Genomic DNA, 21,899 nt, shown 5'->3' on the forward strand with positions numbered 1-21,899 from the left:
CGTCGGACTCCTCCACGGCATGGGGGAGTCCGACGTGCAGGCGAGGCTCGCGCCGTACGCCGCGGCGCACCCGGAGCTCGTCTTCGGATTTCGCGCGACGTTCCCCGAGATCGGCCTGCGCGTGGTCGCGGAGGACGAGCCCGCGCTCGCGGACGCCGCCGCGGAGATCCGCCGTGCGCTCGGCGCGGCGATCTTCGCCGAGGGCGAGGCGGGGATGGCCGAGGTGCTCGGCCGGGAGCTCGCGGCGCGCGGCCTCACGATCGGGACGGCGGAGTCGTGCACCGGCGGGCTCATCGGCCACGAGCTGACGCAGATCCCCGGATCGTCGGCCTACTTCCGGGGCGCGATCGTTGCGTACGACGACGCCGTGAAGTCGTCCCTCCTCGGCGTCGACGCGCGCCTCCTCGCGGCTTGCGGCGCCGTGAGCGAGGAGGTCGTGCGCGCCATGGCGGCGGGGGCGCGGCGCGCGCTCGGGGCAGACCTCGCGGTCGCGGTCTCCGGCATCGCCGGGCCGGACGGCGGCACGGCCGAGAAGCCGCGCGGCCTCGTGCACTTCGCCGTGGCCACGGCGCGCGATTGCGCGCATCTTGAGAGGACGTTTCGCGGCCACGATCGCGCGTGGGTGAAGGCCGCGGCCGCGTGGACGGCGATGCGCCTGGCGCTCGACTCCGTCCGGGAGAGCTCATGAGGACCATCCGAAGCTTCATCGCCGTGAACATCGGGCTGCACGCCCTGCGCGCCGTCGCGGAGGAGCAGTCCGCCCTGCGGCGACGGGCGGGCGCGCGCGGCGTCGAAGTGCGCTGGGTCGCGCCGCAGAACCTCCACGTCACGCTCCGCTTCCTCGGCCAGGTGACCGAGCCGATGGTCGCGGCGTTCCAGGACGGGCTCGAGCCGGCCTTGAGGAACGTCGCGCCGTTCGAGGTGACCGCGGCGGGGCTCGGCGTCTTTCCGGACGAGCGGCAGCCGACGGTGGTGTGGGTCGGCCTGCGCGAGGACGACGCCCTCGGGCGGCTGCACGGCACGGTCTCGGAGGTGCTCGTCGGCATGGGGTTCGCCCCGGACGACAAGCCGTTCCGCTCCCACGTGACGATCGGACGCGTCAAGTCCGGCGAGGTCGACGCGCTCGCCGCGTGCATGGCCGAGTCGGGGGAGCGGGCGTACGGCGCGTTCACGGTGCGCGAGATCGTTTGCTACCGCAGCGATCTGCGCCCGAGCGGCGCCGACTACCACATGCTCTGGCGCCTCCCGCTCGGCGGGCGGGCGCGCGGCGCGCGGATCGAGGAGGCGGAGCCGATCACGGAGCGCGAGGCGGAGGACGAGCCGCTCCCCCCGGACGCGGCGGACGGGGCCCCGGACGAGGGCGAGACAAAGGAGTGAGAGCCGATGACGACGAACCAGGCGCAGGGATCGAACGCGGAGAGGAAGGGCGAGAAGGAGCGCGCGCTCACGCTCGCCATCAGCTCCATCGAGAAGAGCTACGGAAAGGGGTCGATCATGCGCCTCGGCGAGGACCAGATCCTCGGCGAGGGGATCGACGCCATCCCCTCGGGCGCGATCGGCCTCGACGTGGCGCTCGGCGTGGGCGGCTACCCGCGCGGCCGGATCGTCGAGGTCTACGGGCCCGAGTCGTCGGGCAAGACCACGCTCACGCTCCACGCCGTCGCCCAGGCGCAGAAGCAGGGCGGGATCTGCGCGTTCATCGACGCGGAGCACGCGCTCGACGTCGCGTACGCGCGCAAGCTCGGCGTCAAGACGCAGGAGCTCCTGATCTCGCAGCCCGACTGCGGCGAGCAGGCGCTCGAGATCGCGGACATGCTCGTGCGGTCGTCGGCGGTCGACCTCATCGTCGTCGACTCCGTCGCGGCGCTCACGCCCCGCGCCGAGCTCGAGGGCGAGATGGGCGACTCGCACGTCGGCCTCCAGGCGCGGCTCATGAGCCAGGCGCTGCGCAAGCTCACCGGCGCGCTCTCGAAGTCGCAGACGTGCATCATGTTCATCAACCAGATCCGCATGAAGATCGGCGTCATGTTCGGCAACCCGGAGACGACCACGGGCGGGAACGCCCTCAAGTTCTACGCGTCGCAGCGGCTCGACATCCGGCGCATCGGCGCGATCAAGCAGGGCGAGGAGTCCATCGGGAACCGGACGCGCGTCAAGGTGGTCAAGAACAAGCTCGCGCCGCCGTTCCGCGAGGTCGAGTTCGACATCATGTACGGCGAGGGGATCAGCCGAGAGGGGTGCCTCGTCGACGTGGGATCGGACGAGGGAATCGTCGAGAAGACCGGCGCCTGGTACTCGTTCGAGGAGACCCGGATCGGCCAGGGCCGCGAGAACGCGAAGGAGTTCCTCCGGGCGAACCCGGACGTCGCGTTCCGCATCGAGACGAAGATCCGCGAGAAGCACCGCCTCCCGCCCGCGAGCGCCCCGCTGCCCGCGTCCGCCCCGGCGGAGGTGCGCGCCGATGCCGCCGAGAAGCCGCAGAAGGCGGCGAAGAAGGCGTAGCCTCCGCGGCCCGCGGCGCCTCACGCGGTTCCGGACCGTTGGGTTCACGGGTCAAAGCAGAGAGAAGCCTCACTCGTACGGGTTGGCCAGGTCGACGGCGCTCCATTCCAATCCGTCGTACCGCCAGATCGCCGGGCCCCAGACTCCGTCCGCCAGTCCGGCGCTCGTCCCGCCCACGGCGAACAGGTTCGTCGACGCGCTGCCGTGCAGATCGTGCACCACGGCGTCGTCTGCGACGTCCACCGCCTCCCACTCGGCGCCGTCGAAACGGGCCCACTCGAACCCCGCGCTCAGCACGTGCACGTCGTTCGCCGCTGATCCCCAGATCGTCGCGAACGCGCCCTCGCAGCAGCCGTCGTACAGGACGCTCTTCCAGTGCGCGCCGTCGAAGTGCGCGATCGACGTCCCGACGCACTCCTCGAACGGCACAGCGGACTCGCCTTCGCCCGCCGCGTAGACGTCGCCCGGGCCGGTGCTCCAGACGGTACGCGCGAACGGGATGTTTCCGAGATCCGCCTCGTCCGCCAATGGGAGCTCGTCGCTCCAGACTGCGCCGTCCCAACGGAGGATCCCTCTGTCCGCCAGCGGGTACCCGCCAGGGTCTCCGACGGCCCAGACGTCGGCGGACGAGCTGCCCCACACGTCGGTCAGGGCGAAGTCGCAGCCGGCGTCCCCGAGCTGCCACGTCGCGCCGTCGAAGTGAACGGTCGTACACCCCTCGCCGACCGCCCAGATATCGGTCGAGGAGTTTCCCCAGATACCGTGCAGAGCGACACCCGTGGGGCTCTCGACCTCTTCCCACGAATTGCCGTCGTACCGGATGATCGCCCCCCCGGATCCCACGGCGTAAACGTCGTCGGGCGAGGAGCCCCACACGGCGTCGAGCGCCGAAGTGATCGGCGACCCCATCCAACTCCAAGCGGTGCCGTCGAGCCGCGTGATCGCGCCTTCGTCCCCGACCGCGAAGGCGTCCGTCTCCGAGAAGACCCACACGGCGTGCAGGACTGGGCCCTCGGTCGCCGGATCGCCGGTGTCGGTGTCCGAATCCGTGTCGGTGTCGGTGCCGGCGTCTGAGTCGGTGTCAGAGTCCACGTCGCTTGCGTCGCTTGGGTCGCTTTTGTCGCTTGAGCAACCGACAAGCCAAGGGACGAAAGGGACAGAAGCGACAGAAGCGACCAGTGCAAAGAACCAGCGGGCCCGTGGCGCCGACAAGCGATCCGTTCTCGCAATCATCTCTCACCCCCGTGGTGGGGCGATCGTAGCACCGCGAAGCAGTGCGCGGCCGATTTTCGGCAACCTCCGGCGAGAACGGCCGATACAGGTGCAAGGCCGAACGTCGAGCTATATACTGCTCAGGAGGAACGATGATGGAAACGAGCGTTTCGATAGAGGAGGTTCGCCGCGCGATCCGGGAGCTCGCGGAGCAGTCCAAGGAGACGGACCGCCACCTCAAGAGCCTCGCCAAGCGGTTCGGCGATCTGGGAAACCGCCTGGGCGAGTTCGTCGAGGGGATGGTTCGGCCCGGGCTCGTTCGCCTTTTCCGTGAGCGCGGCCTCGAGCTCCATCAGACTTTCCGGGACATGTCGGCGCGCCAGGGCAAGGAGGCGGCGCAGATCGACCTCATGGCGATCGACGAGACCGTCGCGGTGGCGGTCGAGGTCAAATCGCGCCTCACGATCGAGGCTGTCGATGAGCATCTCAAGCGCATGGAGAAGTTCCGACGGCTGTTTCCGCGCTTCAGCGACCTGCGCGTCCTGGCGGCGGTCGCCGCGATGGTGATCGACGACGAGGCGGCGGCATACGCCGAAGCGAGCGGCCTTTTCGTCATCGGCCAGGCCGGCGACGACGCGGTGCTGCTCAACTCGGAGAGGTTCGAGCCTCGGGCCTGGTAGGATCCAGGTACACGCCCTTGCAGATCGTGACCGCCGGGCCGGTCATCAGCACGCTCCCGCTCTCGGTCCAATGGATGTCGAGCGGGCCGCCCGGTAGCCGGATGGTGACCGGCGCGCGCTCGAGCACCCCCTCGACGACCCCGGCCACCGCGACCGCGCACGCGCCCGTGCCGCAGGCGAGCGTCTCGCCGCAGCCGCGCTCCCAGACCTTCATCTCCGCCTCCCGCGGCCCGAGGATCTTCACGAACTCCACGTTCGTCCCATCCGGGAAGGCCGGCGCCAGCGAAACCCGCGCGCCCTCCGCGCGCCAGTCGAACGCGAGATCGTCGACGAACGCGATCGCGTGCGGGTTGCCCATCGACACGATCGTGAAAGCCCGGCCGCCCTCGACGACGCGAGGCGCCCCGAGGCGCGGGGAGCCCATGTCGACCTCGACGCGATCGCCCACGAGCTTCGTGCGGATGATCCCGGCCAGGGTCTCGAAGCGGAGCTCGCCCTTCGCCGTGATCCCCTCCTCGACGACGTAGCGCGCGGCGCAGCGGATGCCGTTGCCGCACATCTCCGCCTCGGAGCCGTCCTCGTTGAAGATCGACATGCGGAGATCCGCGCCCGCCGCGCGCCGCAGGACGATGAGGCCGTCGGCGCCGAGCCCGGTGTTCCTGTCGCACGCCCGCCGCGCGACCGCGGGGAGCTCGGCCGCGTCGGGCAGCGAGCGCCGGAGATCGTCGATCACGACGAAGCAGTTGCCGAGCCCGTGCATCTTCCTGAAAACGATTTCGCTCATCCGCTCCAGCCCCTCCCGGCCTACTCGGCGGCCGCGCCGGCGACCGCGCGCGTCGTCACGAGCCCCGAGAAATCGTCGAACAGCATCTCGCTCGTCCCCTGGACGAGCGTGTCCACGAACACCTCGATGGCGACGCCGCCCGCGGGCGCCGCCGGCGCATCCCAGTCCGCCGGGAGCGCCGGGTACGGGATGGAGCCCGGGAGATCGTCCCATGCCGTGACGCGCCACAGCTCGGCGCCGGTCGCCGCGTCCGAGACGACGAGCTGTCCCAGATCACGCCCGGTCGTCGGCAGGCACGAGAACCCGGCGCCGTCCCACGCGAGCGAGGCGGGCGCCGGGGGTGGCGTGCCGAGCACCCGCGGAAGATCCTCGTACCCGAGCCACGTTTCGAACCCGCGATCCACGAGGAAGGAGCGGGGCAGCCCGGCCGCCGGGCCCGCGTCGGCGGCGTCCACTTCGTCCTGCTCCGCGGCGCCGACGAGCAGGGGCGAGGCGTCCGCGAAGTCGCCCGAAGGCCACGGCGCTTTGAAGACGAACGTGTCGGCGTTCGGACGCGTGGCCTCCAACCACGCGGTCCCCTGGGTGCCGAGATCGAGGCCGAGGTACACGCCCTTGCGCTCGAAGGAGGACGGCACGCCCGCGAGGACGATATTCACGAAGACGGTGAGCGGCGTGTCGAGCGGGAGATCCACGTCCTCGATCGCGTCGCCGGGCGCGGGCGACAAGCCACCGACCAGTCCGAGGAGGCTCCAGGCCGCGGCGTCGTCCGCGGGATCGATCGTGCCATACGTCTCCATCAGCCCCGCGAGCGCGTACAGCGCGCCGGGTCGCGCCGGCACGGAGAGCGAAAACGCGCCGCCCTCTGTGTCGGGGCGCAGCTCGACGGAGTCCGAGCCGCGGGGCGCGAAGTCGCCGTCGCGGAACGGGAGGAGCGAGGCGATGGGCTCCCCGTAGAAGATCCGCGCGATTCGGTACTCGGTCGGCCCGGGCTCGAGCAGCGCGTCGAAACCCGTGAGCTCGCCCGAGACGGTCGCGGTCGCGCCCTCCGTCACGGCGCCCTCGGGCCGCAGGAGCAGCGTGGCGTTCGTCCACGCGAGCGCGAGCGTCGTCTCGAGCACGTAGCCGGGGGTCCAGGCGTGCACGTCGATCGCGCCCGAGAGCGTCGGATCGACGAACACGACGAGGCCATCCGCGCCGGTTTCCCCGAGGAGCGCGGTCAACGGATCGGCGCCCACCATCACATGGACGCCGGGGAGCGCCGCGCCGGTCGCCTCGTCGATGAAGTACAGGTTGAGGCAGCCGTCGATCGGCCCGCCGCCCACGCCGCCGCCCGGGTAGAGCTCGGGCTCGGGGGGGGAGTCGGTGTCGTCCGTGCCGGCGCCGCCGTCCGGGAAGATGGGGTGCACCTCGCCCCAGCACCCGCCGAGGGCGAGCGCCGCGAGCGCGACGACGGCGATGGCCCTGCTCATCGAGATCACCTCGACCGCATCCTAACGGGTTTGCGGCGCGGGAGTCTAGAGCGCGAACATGGACCGCCACTCGACTGTTGGTCGCCGCACCGAGCGAATCAGACGAAACCCTCGCGCCCGGCGCCGCCCATGACGTCGCTGTAGTAGACGATCGCGCCGCTGTCGCAATCCGGAGATATCCCGTACGGGCCGTTGGTCCAGAGGATGGAGTTGTAGACGACCGGCGGGGCGCCGGAAGTCGACCCCGCGTACCAGGACACGCCACCGGGAGCGTTGTTTGCGATCGTGCCCCTGGATTTCATCTCACGCAACGAATTCCAAGGGCAGTCGACCAGGCGGAACTTGTTCCGCTGCCCCGGTGGACTACTCCTATGTAGTTCTCGCCATTCCAAAAAGAACCACTCCTGGCGATCATCGAATCGTTGAGGCAGTCATCCTCCCACGCACTTCCGTCGTTTGGTGCTCCCTCGTAGTTGGCATGAAGGCAGTCCTGCACCCACTCGAAGACATTTCCAGCCATGTCACACAACCCCTGCTCGGTGTTGCCGTCTGGCTTGCTGCACACGTCCCACGTCCGCTCCTCGTCGCAGCCGGGCATGAAGTCGGCCATCACGCACAGGTCGCACGAAGGCTCCTCCTCGCCCCACGGGTAGGTCACGTCTTGACCCTGGCTCCGAGCCGCGTACTCCCACTCGGCCTCGGATGGCAGACGCCCGCCGGCCCAGGTGCAGAAGTCGACCGCCTGCTGCCAGTTGACGCAGTTGATCGGGCGGTCGTCTTCTTCCTGGAGATCCCAGTTGCAGTTCTCCAGGCTCGCCCAGGGTTCGTCGGTGTCGGGCTCATACCCCGGAGGCTGAGGCTCGGTGCAGATGCCTTCGAGGAAACAGCACCGGTACTGTGCGGCAGTCACCTCGGTGCGAGTCATCTCGAAGGACGGGACGGTCACTTCGTGGACGGGTAGGCACAATGTATCCATCGTGTCCTCCGGACCACCCATCATGAAAGTACCGCCTTCGATCCCAATCCACTCCACCTCGTCGCAGGCTTCGGTCTCGGTCTCGGTCTCGGTTTCTGTCTCGGTGTCGGTGTCGGTGTCGGTGTCCGTATCGTTGTCCGTATCCGAATCTGTGTCCGAGTCTGAATCGGCGTCACTCGCGTCCGGTCCGATGAGCGGCGGATTCTCGGCGCACGATGCCGTCCCGAGGAGAAGCGCTATCGAAATTAGTAAGGTGGCGCGCATGCTATTCTCCTGTCCCGCCATCGAAGTACTCGTAAGCACCCATGTCTGGATTCGGATCTCTGTACTCTCCTTCAATATCGGTTAGGGGTGCCGTCCCAGGGTTGGCGGCGTCAATGCAAGCTGAACCACTCTGAAGTCTGTAAACGGGATCCACAACTCCGTTAAAAAGTGGGTTGCTGCTGATGTTTCCCGCGAATCCCTCGCACCCGGCGCCGCCCATGATGTCGCTGTAGAAAACGAAAGCGCCTTCGGTGCAGTCCGGAGAAATCTCGTATGGGCCGTTGTTCCAGAGGATGGAGTTGTAGATGATGGTCGGCCAGCTGTCGTCCCCCAGTGAGTCGACGCCGCCGGTCTCGTTGTCTGCGATCGTGCAGTTTAGGAGAGCGAGCCTGGGGTCGTCGGAAAGGACAGCGGTCGCTATCGCCCCGCCCACCTGGGATCCGGTGGAGTTGTTGTCGAGCAGGCTGTTCTCCACCGTCGTGTACTCGGAATAGACGTACTGTCCGAAGAACGCCGCCATGGCGCCGCCGAGGCCGGCGGTGTCGTTGTCCCACCATCGGCTGGCGCGGTTGAAGGAGAAAGTGCACGCCTCGATCGACGGCGCGCCCATCCCGTCGACGGTCTGCCCGATGGACACGGCGCCGCCGGCGTACGCGTGGTTGCCGATGAAGGTCGAACCGACGATCTCTGCCGGAGAGTTCTGGTTGTGGATGCCGCCGCCGTAGTAGTACTTGGCGTAGTTGTCGACGAAAGTGCAGCCGTCTATCGTCGGTCCGTCTCCGCTCCACGGAGCCCATCCCCAGTTGAGGATCGCGCCGCCCGCGAACGCGGCGTTGGGCTGGACGAAGACCAGCTCGTTGTCAGCCGTCTCGAAGGTGCAGTTGACGACGTCGGGCGCGGCGAAGACGTTCGCCATCGCGCCTCCCCACCACGCCATGTTGTCGTAGAAGGTGCAGTTCGCGATCTTCGGCGAGGAGAACACGTTGACCATGCCGCCGCCCCAGCGATCGAGCCCGGGATCGCCGTTCGCCCTGCCGCCGATCACGTGGAAACCGTCGAGCGTGGAGATCGAAGCGCCAGTGACGACGTGTTGAGTTCTCGTTTCCATGTCGGCCGGATCGTCTTCTGCCGCGCCGATGATCCGCGTGATATTGGACTCCCATTCACGGTCCTCACGCGAACCTTCCCAACCGTAGCTCTCAGGCGGATTTCCGCCGGAGAAACCTCCGTACACGTGGACGCCTGGCATCAATTGGATCGTGTCGGAAACATCAGTTTCGAAAACGTAGTAGTCGCCCTGCGCGACCCACACCTCGCAGTACCCAACGGCTCCAGTCGGATCGTAGATCTCGGCCGCTGCCGCGTTGATCCCGTCCTGAAGATCGGTGTAAGCGGTGTCCCAGGTGTCACCGTCGCCCGCCATTTCGGGCGGGAGGTTCCCGTTCACGCGCTTGACGCAGGGGCGGCAATCGTAACGCAGTAAAAGCACCTGGGGCGTCGGAGTTTCCGCGGTTTCGGTCCCGGCCGTAGGCGTGACCGATTCTGGCTCGTCGAGGATTGGTTCGAGAACGTAATCATGGAAAGTTTCCTCGAGCGGCGGATTGGCGTCGACCAGGCAGTCTGGTGGGATATCGCCTTCGTCGTTGATGCGCATAAGCAGCGGATCCTTGTCAATGAAGGCACCGTCAGAGTAGTACCCGCTCACGATCAGTCCACCGCCTGGTGTGCTGACCACTCCGGTCGCCCAGGCGAATGCGTTGTCGCCGATCGCATCCGGGTTCAACTCGCGCTGCCATTCGGTTTCTAGAACCCACTCGCCTAGGATGTTGCGGTTTTCTCTCAGTCTGATGACCTGCAATTCTTCCTCTGCCCAGAGGGAAAAGGGAGGTTGGACGTGCGCGCTCCCGACGATGGAAAATGATCCGTCCGGGTTCTGGACGACGCCTGCCGCGACAAAGGCTTCTCCATCCGTACCGTAGCCCAACAACTTGGTCCACCGCTCCGATCCGTCCACTGGATCGAGTCGTGTGAGAACCATGTTGGTGTCCCATCCGCCATCTATAAACCAGAAATCACCGACGGCGAGGTAACCATCGGGTTGACCCTCCGCGTCTTTCATCTCGATGATATCTCTGAGTTCCACGTGGCCATTTATAGTAGGTGATACTAATGATGAAAGTGTGGACTGCCATTGAGGCGTGCCATCGGACATGATCTTGAAGACAATCCCATCTCCATTCGCAGAATATCGTCGCGTGACGCCAGCAACAACGTAGCCACCGTCAGAAGTCGCGGAGATCGCCATCCCCACGTCGGTTTCGTCGTCTCCTTCGCCAAAAACTTCGATCCATGCCAGACCGCAGGGTTCGAAGGGCGTCCGTAGAGTTTTTGCGATGAAGGCGACAGAACCACCAGGTTCTCCTACGCTTCCAGTAAAAACAAACTCGTCGTCGTCAGTGGGGACCACGTCGCTGGCGGGGCCTAGCTCGGTGTAATCGCACTGCCATGAGACGGTTCCAGCGCTCGGCTCGAGCTCCAAGAGCCATGCACCCGGACCTGCTGCAGGATATCCCCCGGCCACGACCAAGCTCTACAGGAGTCCGTCCGCGTCTACGATCGGAGCGACGGAATGCGCAAACGCAGATGACCCATAGAGGTTCGACCAGATGTAGTCCCCGCCCGGATCGATGAGCGCGACCCATGCCTGGGTCGAGTCATCATCGCTGTACGAGTTGGAGTGGCCGGCGATGGCGATCGCCTTGCCGAGCGTCGGGTCTTCGACCCAGGCGACCGATTCGATGACGTCGTTCTGGCTGGCGGAGTAGGCGTTCACCCACTGCGCCTCAGCGGGAAGCGGTGGCAGGAGGATCAGCCCGAAAAGGAGAATCCCCCCCCGAATCAATCCCGAGCCGATCCTCTTCGAACGCGCGGCGCGCATCGAGCTTGTCATGACGGCCCCCCCTTGCAGGAATGTAGATGATAGAAATTCTATCACGAAAAAAAAGCGCGGGGGCGGCCGATTCGTTTGCTCGATGTGGGTCGCGTCCGATAGCGCGCCTCGGCTTTTCCGCAGTGCGGCGCGCTGGTATAGTGCGTCCGATGACACAGGCGACACGGATGCTCCTCGCCGAGGGGTTGATCACCCGCGACGAGCTCGAGAGAGCGCTCACGCTCAAGGCCGCGCGAGGCGGCACCGCGAGCCAGTACCTCGTCGGCGCGGGCGCGATCGGCTCCGAGGAGCTCGTCCGCTTCATGGCGCGGCGCTTCCCGATCCCGCGGTGGCAGCGGCAGCGGGTCGCGCTCGTGCCGCCGCTCGTGCTCGCGTCCATACCCGCGGCGCTCGCCCGCGCGCTCCGCGTGGTCCCGGTGGCGCGGCGCGAGGGCGTGCTGACGGTGGCGATCACCGATCCGACGGAGGGGCACGCCCTCGAGGAGGCGTCCCGCGCCGCCGGCGGCCGGATCGAGACCGTGCTCGTGTCGGAGGAGGACATGGCGTTCGCGATCGAGCACCACTACGGGCGCCAGAGCCAGCCGCTCGAGCCGAACGCCGAGATCCCGCTGCCTCTGACGCGGCGCGTCACGCGCCGGATGTCCGTGGTGAACGTCGACGCCGTAGCCCGGGAGGCAGCGTCGCCGTCGGGAGGGACGATCGAGGAGGCGATCGACGCGATCCCCCTCGTCCGGAGGGCCGTCACCGCGCCGCCCGCCGTCGCCGCGCCGCCTGAGCCGAGACCGGACTACGACTCGTGGCACGCGGCCCCGGTCGCCCCGGTCCATGAGCCCCGCGGTGAGGAGGAGGAGGAGGAGCGCCCGAACGAGGCGGCGGCACCCGCGCCGGCGCGGCAAAGGAGCGAGGGCGAGATCATCGCGGAGATAGGCTCGGCGGCGGATCGCGACGCGGTCGTGGCGCTCGCCCTGGACTACCTCCGGCGCTTCGCGTCGCGCGCGGCGTTCTTCACGGTGAAGCGCGGCGAGATCCGCGGGTTCGACATCGTGGACGAGGTCGGCCACCGGGACGCGGCGCGCTCCCTCTGGATCCCGCTCGCGGCCCCGTCGACCTTGCGCCGGATCTCCGAGGAGCGGCAGGTGTACTCCGGGCCCCTCGACAAGACCACCGCGGACGCGGTGCTGTCGGCCGCGCTCGGCGGCAGGCCGGAGCGCGTGATCGTGCTGCCGATCGTCCTCAAGGGGAAGGCCGTCGGGCTGCTCATGGCCGACGGCTTCCAGTCCGCCGTGCCGCCGCGGGCCCGCCTCGAGCGGCTCTCCGACGCCGTCGCCGAGGCGTTCACGAGGCTGATCGCGCGCGGCAGGGATCGATGACGGGAGCTCCCGCGCCTCCGAGAAACATGTGGGCGCGCCTCCGGTACGTCTGGCTCGTCAATTTCGTCGCGGCGTTCGCCGCGCTCGCCGCGGTGAAGGTGGGGTTGATCGCCTACAACATCGCCTCGCCGGGCGCGAGCGGCACGGAGCCCGCGTACAAGTACGTGCTCAAGGCGTTCTTCGTCCTCGGCGGCGACGTGCTCGGCGCGGCGCTGCTCGCCGCTGCCGTCGCCCTCCTGTGCGCGCCGTTCGAGCGGCTCGACTGGCGGCGGGGCTCGACGGCGATCTCGATAGGCGTGCAGTGGCTCCACGGGGTCTTCGCCCTCGTGAGCGGCCTGTGCACGGTCTTCCTCGGCGGCCTCCTCAACAAGCAGGCGATCGACCTCGCGATCATGAGCGCGCCCGAGGGATCGTCGACGGTCGGCGGCGGCATGCTCCACTCCTTCTCCGTCTACTTCACCTGGCAGAGCGCCGTCCTCCTGATCGCGATCTCGGCGATCTCGGTGGGCGGCGTGCTGCTCGCCCCGCGCCTCCTGGGGAAGCTCGTCGGGCGTCGCCGCAAGATCGTCTCGATCGCGCTCGCCGCGGAGGCGGTGATCACGGTCGGCGTCCTGCCGTTCCTCGTGGCCGGCGAGATTGGCGGCATCCGGATCCCGACGTACGGCCTCGAGAAGAGCCCGGGCGTCGAGCTCGCGTGGTCCTACGTCAAGGGGGACGCAGCCGCACGGCGCCTCTCGAAGGAGCTCGTCCCGGATCAGTTCCGGTTCGACTTCGCGGGCACTCTGCGGCCCGACGAGATCACGCCGTCGCCGCTTCGCCACGCCGTCGCGAGGCGGACCAACATCGTGTTCGTGGCGATGGAGTCGATCGGCGCGCCCTACCTGGCCGGCGAAAGGACGCCGATGCCGTTCCTGCGCGAGCTCGGCCGCCGGGACGACGCGCACAGGCTCGCCGCCCACTACTCCACCTGGTCGCTCACGACCAAGGCGTTCTTCTCGATGTTCTGCGCCGAGCTGCCGTACCCCCACTACCAGTCGATCACGATGGTGAACCCGTCGATCCCGTGCCGCAGCCTGTCCGAGGTGCTGCACGACGCGGGGTACCACACGGCCTACGTGACCCCGTCGGACATGGCGTACGATCGCAAGGAGCGGTTCTTCCGCCACCGCGAGTTCGACGAGATCCTCGACATGAAGAACATGCCGGGCCGGGAGTCGTGCTGGAAGGACGCGTGGGGGCTCGACGAGCGCACGGCGGTCCGAAACATCCTCGAGATCGCCGCGCGGCGGAGGGATCGGCCGTTCTTCGTCTTCTACGAGATGGTGGCGGGGCACCACCCGTTCCTCGCCAGCGCCGAGCACGAAAGGAACCCGCTGCCGGAGCGGTTCGACAACTACAGGCGGGTGCTCGGCTTCATCGACGATCGCGTGCGCGACATCGCCGAGGGGCTCGAGCGGCTCGGGCTCGCGGACGAGACGCTCCTCGTCGTGATGGCCGATCACGGCGACGGCCACGGCCGCTACGAGGGGCGGAACGTATGGCAGCCGGTGATCCAGGTGCCGGTCGTGCTCGTCGGGCCGCAGCTCGCGGGCGCCTCGGGACAGACCGACTTCGTGACGTCGCACCTCGATCTCGCGCCGACGATCCTCGGGCTCGTCGGCCTCGCGGCGCCGTGCACGATGAAGGGCCGCAACCTCATGGAGGACAACACGCCGCGCGTCGCGCTGTTCGGCGGGCGCCCGCCGAAGTTCCAGCTCGGGCTGGCCGACGGGAAGTGGAAGTTCATCTGGGAGGATCGGGAGCGGACGATGCTGTTCGATCTCGAGGCGGACCCGGCGGAGGCGCGCGATCTCTCGGGGGACTTCCCGGATCGCGTGCGGCTCTACGAGCGCACGATCGACGCGTGGTCCGCCTTCTCGACGAACCTCATCGAGAACTACCCGGCCGTGTTGTCGCGCAGCGGCTGCAAGCCGTAGGAGCTCGGCCCGCTAGGGCGTGTCCCACGTCATCTTGCTCTTCCCCTTCTTCGACGGCGGGGCCTCGCCGTCGTCCGCCTGGCCGTACGGGGACGCCGGTTGCGGGCCCGCGGGGGGTTGTGCCGCCGGTGGTGCGGCGGCGGGCGCGGGCGCCGAGGGCTTGCTCGGCTTGGAGGGGGTATCGTCGCTCATGTAGGGGTTGTCGTACGGGTTCGACGGCAGCTTCCCCTTCGGAGGGTTGTACCCCTTGGGCGGCGCGCTCGGCTTCACGAACGTGGAGCCGCCGGCGGGGGCCACCTCGGGCTCCACTGCCCCGGACGCGGGCTCGCGGCTCCGGGCCAGCTGGCTCACGAGCGCCTCGCGATCGGATCTGCACTCGTCGGACGCCTCGGGGATGAGGCCGATCTCCTCGATGATCTTCTCGGCGCCCGCGGGATCGTTGCCCTTCTGGATGATCGCCGCGCCCTTGGCGACGAGCTCCTCGCACAGCGCCTTGGACATCTTCGCCACCTGCTCGGCGTCGTAGTAGCGGCTCGAGCGCGGGATCTTGGCGAGGTTGTCGACGGCCTCACGCCAGTTATTGGCCTGCTCCGCGGCGAGCGCGGCCACCAGCGCGGCCTGCGCCTCCATCTCCGCGATCGCGGTGTTCTTCAGCTCGCGCAGCCCCGCGTCGTCGGGCTTGAGCTGCTGGGCCTGCGCGAAGAGCCGCGCCGCCTCGGCCCAGGCCTCGTCCTGCATCTGGTCCTTGCCGGCCTCCATGAGCTCCTCGAAGCTCATCGGCGCGGTCCCGGGGGCGTCCGTCGTCGCGACGCCTTCGTCCGAGGAGCGGCCGAGCAGGATCGCGATGACGATCGCGGCGGCCGCGAGCACCCCGAGCCCGGCGAGGATCAGGAAGAGCCGGTTGGACTTCGCCTTCTGCGGCGGCGGCGGCGCGGCGGCGGCCTCCAGGGGAACGTACTCGTAGGGCTCGCCGGGCGCGACGAAGCGGAGCTTCACGATCCCGAGCTCGATGACGTCGCCGGACTTGAGCAGATAATCGTCGCGGCGCGTGCCGTTGATCAGGATCCCGTTGATGCTGTCGAGATCCGAGATCGTCCACGCCTGCTCGTCGCCGTCGAGCCGGGCGTGGGCCCGCGAGATCGACGGGTCGTCGATCCGGAGGTTCGCCTCCTCGGAGCGGCCGATGACGTACAGGTTGACGGTGAGATCGTACTCGGCGCCCGCCTCCGGGCCGGCCACCATCACGAGCCGGGCGTGCGGCGTCACCTTGCCGATGCCGGCCGTGTCCCCGGGGTCCATCTGGCGCCCCATCGGGACGCCGGCCGAGACGTCCGTGCGGATGGAGAGGTTGTAGTCCCCTATGTAGATCTGGTCGCCCGGCACGACCTTGTGCGCCTGGTCTCCGACGACCGGATCGCCGTTGACCTTCGTGCCGTTGCGGCTCCCGAGATCCATGACGAGGAAGCTCGAGTCGCCGCTGCGCGTGAGCCGCGCGTGCTGGCGGGACACGTTCCTGTCCGTGAGACGGATCGTGTTGCCTTCCTTGCGGCCGACGCTGATCTCGTCCCGAATCAACGGGACGATCGTCGTCTTGCCTTCGTCGTCGCAAATGACGAGCTTGAACATCGGGACGTAACCGCTCCCCTACGGTGCAAAACTCATTGAGGCCCGATAACTTACCCCTGTGCATGTGCCTGTGTCAACGGCGTCGCGCCACACGATCATTCGCATTCCATCCGCCCGCGGTAGACCTGCTGCCGCGCGTTGCGGCGCAACTCGAAGGCCGCCGTCCACCCGGAGCCGTCGAAGGCCAGATCGCCGTTCGAGGACGGGTTGGGGTTGTTCGACAACAGCACCGGGACCGACGCCATCGCGCCGTCCGCGTCGAGCACCGACGCGAACGCCTGATCCTCGCAGTTCGAGTCCACGCACTCCAGGGTCCCGTTCGCGCGGTTGCCGAACCACAGGACGCCGTACCTGGCGCCACTCCACGCGGGGACCGGAAACGACTCGTCGGAGATCGTCCACGTCAGGCGGTTCGGCTCGCCGAGGAGCGCGCCGGTGCCGGTCAAGAGGTGGGAGAACACCTCGTAGTCCTCCACCGTCCTGCGGACCCAGGTGACCAGGAACCCCCCGCTCCCGGCGACGATCCGCGGGAAGCGGGTGTCGACGCCCTGATCCACGACGACCGGCTCGCCGGCGGGGGCGCCGGCGAGGGACATGGGTGCCGCGAAGATGGTGCTCAGGTCCTCGTCGCGCCACACCGCGACGGCGACGTCGCCGCTCACCGCGAGCGCGACGTCCGAGGAGTTCGCGGAGATGGCCGCGTCACCCGAGATGATCTGCGGCGTGCCCGGCACCCCCGCGGCGGAAACGGTGGCGGACATGAGGCGCATCGCGTCCGTGGCGTCGCTCTCCCCAAAGGCCGCGAGCCACCCGTCCGGCGTCTTGGCGATCGCGGGTCGGCCGCGCATGGCGCGGTTCGAGGTCGTGAGCCGTATCGGGTCGGCCGCGGCGGGCGTGCCCGCGGCGTCGAGCGCCGCGAAGGCGACCTCGACCGAGCACGAGGGGGGGGCGTCCGGGTTGCACGCGGTGTCCCAGCGGCTGTCGAGCCACAGGAGGCCGAACGCCCCGTCCCGCGCCGCCACGGCGGGCAGGAGCGCGTTCGCGGAGGACGCGAACGGCTCGACGGGCGCGATCGCCGGCGCGAGCGGGTCGTACGGGGTGACCTGGATCCGCCACTGCTCGGGCATGCCGTCCTCCTGCGGATCGTACGACCAAACGATCAGCCCCGACGCGCCCAGGAGCTCGACGTCGGGCGTCCGGCCGTCGCCGTCGCCGCTCGTCTCCGCGTTGAAGACATCGACGGTGCAGAGGGCGGGGAGGTCCGGCGGGGTCTCGTTCTCCCCGGTGTCGGTGTCCGTATCCGTGTCGGTGTCGGCGTCGGTGTCGGTGTCCGTATCCGTATCCGTCCCGGAATCGTATCCCGAATACTCGTCCTCGCCGCCGCCGCACGAGAGGAAGAGCGCCGCGAGCGCGAGCAGAGAGCAGCCGCGAGGGCGATCGACGAGGGTCATGTTTTTACCCTTTCTGAAAAGAAACCGTTGAATTGAACGTAATCTAAATGTACGAAATTCACCTGATGGCAACACCCTTTTTTCAGCGCCTCGCCCTTCCGCTCGTCGTTCTTGGGCTGGCCGCCCTCGGCTGCGCGGGGGTCGTCGACAAGTGGGAGGGGACCGTGGACGCCTCCTTCCGCTACCGCACGGCCGAGAAGCAGACGATCGTCGGCGACGTCCAGAAGGGCTCGCTCGCCGAGCGAGCGGGGCTCCTGCGCAATGACGTCGTCGTCGCGGTGGACGGCGTCGACGTGACGAGCGCGACCGCAGAGCAGGTGCTCGCCGCGGTCCGCGGGCCGTCGGGCAGCATCGCGCGGCTGACGGTGTCGCGCGACGGCGGGCTCGTGGAGGTGGCCGTCGAGAGGACGCCGCGCGCGAGGGCGGACGCCTTGGGGAAGGCCGCTGCGGGATCGTCCGAATGACACCCGACATCCGAGGCTCATGCGCCCACAGCTCGCACACCGGATAGGCACCTGCATCGTCGTCGTGGCGCTCGCCGCGTCCGTGTACATCGCGTTCTTCAAGGTCGGCGGCGGCGGCTTCGGGCAGGGCCCGGAGCGGCGGGTCGAGGCGCCCGTCCCGGAGGCCTCCGCGGACCTCCCGGACGACGGCAGCTCGCTCCGCTCGACGTACAGGACCATCAACCTCGTCCAGAAGCACTACATCGACCCGACGCGCATCGATCCCCGGGCGATGCTGCTCGCCGCCATGCGGGCGGTGCAGGAGTCGGTCGCGGAGGTGATCGTGCGGGAGGACGGGGACGCGCTCGTCGTGGGGCTCGGTGCCGAGGAGCGCCGCTTCGCGCTCGGGGACGTCGGGACGCCCTGGATCCTGCTGCAGCGGATCCGGGAGATCTTCGCCTTCATGCAGGCGCGCCTCTCGAGCCAGGACGTCGACTTCCAGGAGATCGAGTACGCCGCGATCAACGGCATGCTGGAGCGGCTCGATCCGCACACTTCGCTCCTGCCGCCCGACGTGTACCGCGACATGAAGGACAAGACGCAGGGGAACTTCGGCGGGCTCGGCATCGTGATCTCGATCCGCGACGGGGTGCTCACGGTCATCTCCCCGCTGGACGGGACCCCGGCCGCGATCGCGGGGCTCAAGGCGGGCGACCAGGTCCTGAAGATCGGCGAGGCGTCGACCGTGAGCATGCCGCTCAACGACGCGGTGAACCTGATGCGCGGCGAGCCCGGCACGAAGGTCTCGCTCACGGTCCTGCGCAAGGAGTGGGCGGAGGCGCGGGAGTTCGTGCTGACGCGCGCGATCATCGAGGTGAAGAGCGTCGAGACGAAGATGTTCGCGGATCGCGTCGGCTACGCCCGGATCAAGGACTTCCAGGCCAACACCGCCGCGGATCTCGAGAAGCAGCTCGCGGACCTCGAGAGGCGGGGCGCGACGTCGCTGGTCCTCGACCTCCGCAACAACCCGGGCGGGCTGCTCACCGCGGCGAACGACGTCTCCGACGTCTTCCTGAAGAAGGGCGTGATCGTGACTACCGCCGGGCAGGGGCCGGACGAACGGGACTCCCGCCGCGCGGCCGATTCCGGGCGCGAGCCGACCTGCCCGGTCGTGGTGCTCATCAACTCGGGGAGCGCGAGCGCCTCGGAGATCGTGGCCGGGGCGCTCAAGAACAACGGGCGCGCGCTGCTCGTCGGCCAGCGCACGTTCGGCAAGGGATCGGTCCAGGTCCTGTACGACTTCGCCGACGGCTCGGCGCTGAAGCTGACCACGGCGCAGTACCTGACGCCGGGCGACATCTCGATCCAGTCGATCGGCGTCGTGCCCCACGTCGAGCTCCTCCCCATGCGCGCGGACGAGGAGGTGATCGATCTGAAGGTGGACGCGGGATACCGCGAGGCCGATCTCGATAGGCACTTCGAGGGCGACGGCGCGGCGGACGTGCGCATCGGCCGTCCGGACGCGAGCCTGCTCTACCTCTGGAAACCGGAGAGGGCGCCCGGGAAGGGGGCCGACGGCGAGGAGGACGACGGCGCGCCACAGGTCCCGAAGGACGACGACGACGGGGAGCCGCCGGCTCCACGCGACGGCGAGGGCGAGGTCGGGCCGGACACCGAGATCGACGTCGCGCGGGATCTCGCGGCCGCGATGGCCGGGGCGCGCACTTCCGCGATCGACGTCGAGGGGATGAGGGCGTTCCTCGAGCGACGTGCCGAACGGGAGCGGGGAAGGCTCGTCGAATCGCTGCGCGGGCTGGGCGTCGACTGGCGGGTCGGCGAGGGCGACGGGGCGGCGGCGGTCTCGGCGGCGATCGGGTTCGCCGGCGGCAACACGCTCCGCGCCGGAGAGAAGATCGTGCTCGAGATCGCCGTGACGAACCTCGGCCCGAAGCCGCTGTACAGGCTCCTCGCGACGACGCGCTCCGACTTCCGGGCGATCGACGACCGCGAGATCGCGTTCGGCCGCGTCGGCCCGTCCGAGACCGTGAAGCGGACGCTCGAGATCAAGGTGCCGAAGGACGCGCTCGCGCGAGTCGACGACGTGATCGTCTCGTTCGAGGACGCCGCGCACAACGCCATCGCGCCCCTCGCGGCGCGGTTCGCGGTGCTCGCCAAGGACCAGCCGCGGTTCGCCTACGGCGCGCAGATGAACGACACCGCGGCGGGGAACGGGGACGGGCTGCTCCAGAAGGGCGAGCGGGTCTCCATCGTCCTGGATCTGGAGAACGTCGGCGCCGGGAAGGCGCTCGACGCCTACGCGACGCTGGCGAGCCTCTCCGGAAACGACGTGTTCCTGACCAGGGGCCGGGAGAAGCTCGGCGAGGTGGAGAGAGGCGCGCGCCGGCAGGTGGTGTTCGAGTTCGAGGTGCGGCCCGCGTTCCAGGGGGACAAGGTGCGGCTCGAGCTGGCGATGATGGACGCGGATCTCCACGTCTACGTGGCGCAGCGCCTCGAGTTCCCCCTCGTGCCGCCCAGAGCGGTCGCCGCGGCCGAGGAGATGGCCTCCGTCGTGCGGGATCGGGTTCCGGCGCGAGACGCCCCGGCGCCGGACGCGCGGATCGCGGCGCTCCTGCCCCGGGCGAGCGTCTACCCGCTGCGGGCGCGGGTCGACGGCTTCGCGCGGCTCGACCTCGGCGACGGGCACGTCGGGTGGGTGCTCGGCGCGGACGTGGCGCCCGCGAGCGCGGCCGAGCCGTCGCCGCCCGCCGACATCCGGATCCAGTCGCCGCCCGCGGTCGCGCTCGACGCGGTGGCGGCGGTCGTCACGCGGGGGACGGTCCGCATCTCGGGGCGCGCGTCCGACTCCGACAAGGTGCGCGACGTGTACATCTTCGTCGGTGACGAGAAGGTCTTCTTCAAGGCGAACACCGATCCCGCGAACCCGGGAGAGCTCTCCTTCGCCGCGGACGTGGCGCTCGAGCCCGGCATGAACTTCGTCACCGTCGTCGCGGAGGAGTCGGCCGAGCTCGACGCGCGCCGGGTGATCGCCGTGCGGCGCGACCGCGTCGACGGGATGCCGTTCATCCGCTCGCGAAGCCTCAACGGGCCGGCGGAGACGCTCGGGGTCCTGCCGTCGACGAGGCCGTGATCCGGGGTCAGCCGAGGTACTCGCGGACCGCCGCGGCGAGCGCGCGCACGTCGTCGGCGTCCACGCGCGAGCTCGTCGCGAACCGGAGGCCCCACCACCCGGGCGGGTAGGTCGCGATCCCCAGATCGCCGAGGAACTCGACGAGGCCGGACATCGTCCTGTCCGCCGTCTCCTCTACCGAGCAGAAGACGAGGTTCGTGTGCACCTGCGCCGCGTCGACGCGCACGCGCGAGATCTCTGCGAGGAGCCGGGCGAGCAGCTTCGCGTTGTCGTGATCCTCGTGCAGGCGCGCGACGCCGTCCCCGAGGGCGAGGATGCCGGCCGCCGCCAGCACGCCGACCTGGCGCATGCCGCCGCCCATCCGCTTGCGCAGGCGCTTCGCCTCGGAGACGAACGCCGCCGGGCCGCACAGGAGGCTCCCGACCGGCGCGCCGAGCCCCTTGGACAGGCAGAACATGACGCTGTCCACCTCGACCGCGAGCGCCGCGGCCTCGACCCCGAGGGCGAGCGCCGCGTTGAACAGCCGCGCGCCGTCGAGGTGCACCGCGATCCCGACGCCCCGGGTGAAGGCGCGCACCTCGCGCATCGCTTCGAGCGGCATGACCGAGCCGTCGGCGAGCGCGTTCTCGAGCACCACGAGCCGCGTCCGCGGGTGGTGCACGTCGTCGTCGATCCGCACGCGCTTGGAGATGTCCTCGACCGTGAGGTACGGCGCGCGCCGGGGCTCGACGGCGCGGATCTGCACCCCGAACAGGGCGCCCGCCGCGCCCGCCTCGTGATCGACGACGTGCGCGGTCTCGGCGACGATCACCTCGTCGGACGGCCGCGTGTGCACGCCGATCGCGCACTGGTTCCCGAACGTGCCGCTCGGCACGAACAGGGCGGCCTCGAGCCCGAGCCTGTCGGCGGCGAGCCGCTGCAGGCGGTTGACGGTGGGATCTTCGTCGCAGACGTCGTCGCCGAGCTCGGCATCGCGCATGGCGTCGCGCATCGCCTCGGTCGGCAGCGTCATCGTGTCGGAGCGGAACTCGCGGATGCGCATGGGCGT

18 protein-coding genes are annotated in these 21,899 nt (G+C 69.2%); 8 read left to right on the forward strand and 10 right to left on the reverse strand.

Annotated features, from left to right (window positions below; all coding sequences use genetic code 11):
- The 3 genes from M0R80_10040 to recA form a co-directional block, all read left to right on the forward strand.
- On the forward strand, positions 1–688 hold a 688-nt coding region (locus M0R80_10040), incomplete at its 5' end, for a nicotinamide-nucleotide amidohydrolase family protein (GenBank protein MCK9459966.1).
- On the forward strand, positions 685–1,377 hold the full coding sequence (gene thpR, locus M0R80_10045; GenBank protein ID MCK9459967.1) for an RNA 2',3'-cyclic phosphodiesterase: 693 nt from the start codon (positions 685–687) through the stop codon (positions 1,375–1,377). The genes M0R80_10040 and thpR, both read left to right, overlap by 4 nt.
- A gap of 6 nt (positions 1,378–1,383) precedes the next feature.
- Positions 1,384–2,502 carry a recombinase RecA gene (recA, locus tag M0R80_10050; GenBank protein ID MCK9459968.1) on the forward strand — a complete coding sequence of 373 codons (1,119 nt, stop codon included), beginning with the start codon at positions 1,384–1,386 and terminating at the stop codon, positions 2,500–2,502.
- 69 nt (positions 2,503–2,571) lie between these two features.
- On the opposite strand, the gene M0R80_10055 is transcribed toward recA, so the two are convergent.
- Entirely contained in the window at positions 2,572–3,594 is a 1,023-nt protein-coding gene (locus M0R80_10055) for a hypothetical protein (protein MCK9459969.1), read from the reverse strand.
- 272 nt (positions 3,595–3,866) lie between these two features.
- Between M0R80_10055 and M0R80_10060 the strand changes: the two genes are divergently transcribed.
- Positions 3,867–4,394 (forward strand): DUF3782 domain-containing protein, encoded by a 528-nt coding sequence (locus M0R80_10060; protein ID MCK9459970.1) that lies wholly within the window; start codon positions 3,867–3,869, stop codon positions 4,392–4,394.
- On the opposite strand, the gene dapF is transcribed toward M0R80_10060, so the two are convergent.
- The 6 genes from dapF to M0R80_10090 form a co-directional block, all read right to left on the reverse strand.
- Entirely contained in the window at positions 4,360–5,178 is an 819-nt protein-coding gene (gene dapF / locus M0R80_10065; GenBank protein MCK9459971.1) for a diaminopimelate epimerase, read from the reverse strand. The two genes, M0R80_10060 and dapF, sit on opposite strands and share 35 nt — an antisense overlap.
- Positions 5,179–5,198: 20 nt before the next feature.
- Positions 5,199–6,647 (reverse strand): hypothetical protein, encoded by a 1,449-nt coding sequence (locus M0R80_10070; protein ID MCK9459972.1) that lies wholly within the window; start codon positions 6,645–6,647, stop codon positions 5,199–5,201.
- A gap of 98 nt (positions 6,648–6,745) precedes the next feature.
- Entirely contained in the window at positions 6,746–6,949 is a 204-nt protein-coding gene (locus M0R80_10075) for a hypothetical protein (protein ID MCK9459973.1), read from the reverse strand.
- The gene (locus M0R80_10080; GenBank protein ID MCK9459974.1) at positions 6,946–7,887 is read right to left on the reverse strand and encodes a formylglycine-generating enzyme family protein; all 942 of its coding nucleotides are present in this window, start codon (positions 7,885–7,887) and stop codon (positions 6,946–6,948) included. The genes M0R80_10075 and M0R80_10080 overlap by 4 nt, the downstream gene beginning before the upstream one ends.
- Position 7,888: 1 nt before the next feature.
- Positions 7,889–10,426 (reverse strand): right-handed parallel beta-helix repeat-containing protein, encoded by a 2,538-nt coding sequence (locus M0R80_10085; protein MCK9459975.1) that lies wholly within the window; start codon positions 10,424–10,426, stop codon positions 7,889–7,891.
- Positions 10,427–10,477: 51 nt separating this feature from the next.
- Positions 10,478–10,837, reverse strand: coding sequence for a hypothetical protein (locus M0R80_10090; GenBank protein MCK9459976.1), 360 nt, complete (start codon positions 10,835–10,837; stop codon positions 10,478–10,480).
- 149 nt (positions 10,838–10,986) lie between these two features.
- Between M0R80_10090 and M0R80_10095 the strand changes: the two genes are divergently transcribed.
- A complete protein-coding gene (locus M0R80_10095; protein MCK9459977.1) occupies positions 10,987–12,207 on the forward strand; it encodes a hypothetical protein in 1,221 nt (406 codons plus the stop codon).
- Between the two features lie 26 nt (positions 12,208–12,233).
- Positions 12,234–14,183, forward strand: coding sequence for an LTA synthase family protein (locus tag M0R80_10100; protein ID MCK9459978.1), 1,950 nt, complete (start codon positions 12,234–12,236; stop codon positions 14,181–14,183).
- Between the two features lie 12 nt (positions 14,184–14,195).
- On the opposite strand, the gene M0R80_10105 is transcribed toward M0R80_10100, so the two are convergent.
- A complete protein-coding gene (locus M0R80_10105) occupies positions 14,196–15,809 on the reverse strand; it encodes an FHA domain-containing protein (GenBank protein ID MCK9459979.1) in 1,614 nt (537 codons plus the stop codon).
- Positions 15,810–15,904: 95 nt separating this feature from the next.
- Positions 15,905–17,260: a hypothetical protein gene (locus tag M0R80_10110; protein MCK9459980.1), complete on the reverse strand. Its 1,356-nt coding sequence runs from the start codon at positions 17,258–17,260 to the stop codon at positions 15,905–15,907.
- 65 nt (positions 17,261–17,325) lie between these two features.
- Between M0R80_10110 and M0R80_10115 the strand changes: the two genes are divergently transcribed.
- Positions 17,326–17,724 (forward strand): PDZ domain-containing protein, encoded by a 399-nt coding sequence (locus M0R80_10115; GenBank protein MCK9459981.1) that lies wholly within the window; start codon positions 17,326–17,328, stop codon positions 17,722–17,724.
- Positions 17,725–17,743: 19 nt separating this feature from the next.
- Positions 17,744–20,851: a S41 family peptidase gene (locus tag M0R80_10120; GenBank protein ID MCK9459982.1), complete on the forward strand. Its 3,108-nt coding sequence runs from the start codon at positions 17,744–17,746 to the stop codon at positions 20,849–20,851.
- A 7-nt stretch (positions 20,852–20,858) separates the two neighbouring features.
- Here M0R80_10120 and M0R80_10125 read toward each other — a convergent pair whose 3' ends face one another.
- The gene (locus M0R80_10125; GenBank protein MCK9459983.1) at positions 20,859–21,893 is read right to left on the reverse strand and encodes a beta-eliminating lyase-related protein; all 1,035 of its coding nucleotides are present in this window, start codon (positions 21,891–21,893) and stop codon (positions 20,859–20,861) included.
- Positions 21,894–21,899 lie beyond the last annotated feature (6 nt).

The sequence above is a fragment of the Pseudomonadota bacterium genome, assembly GCA_023229365.1.
In the GTDB taxonomy this organism is placed as follows: Bacteria; Myxococcota_A; Polyangia; order JAAYKL01; family JAAYKL01; genus JALNZK01.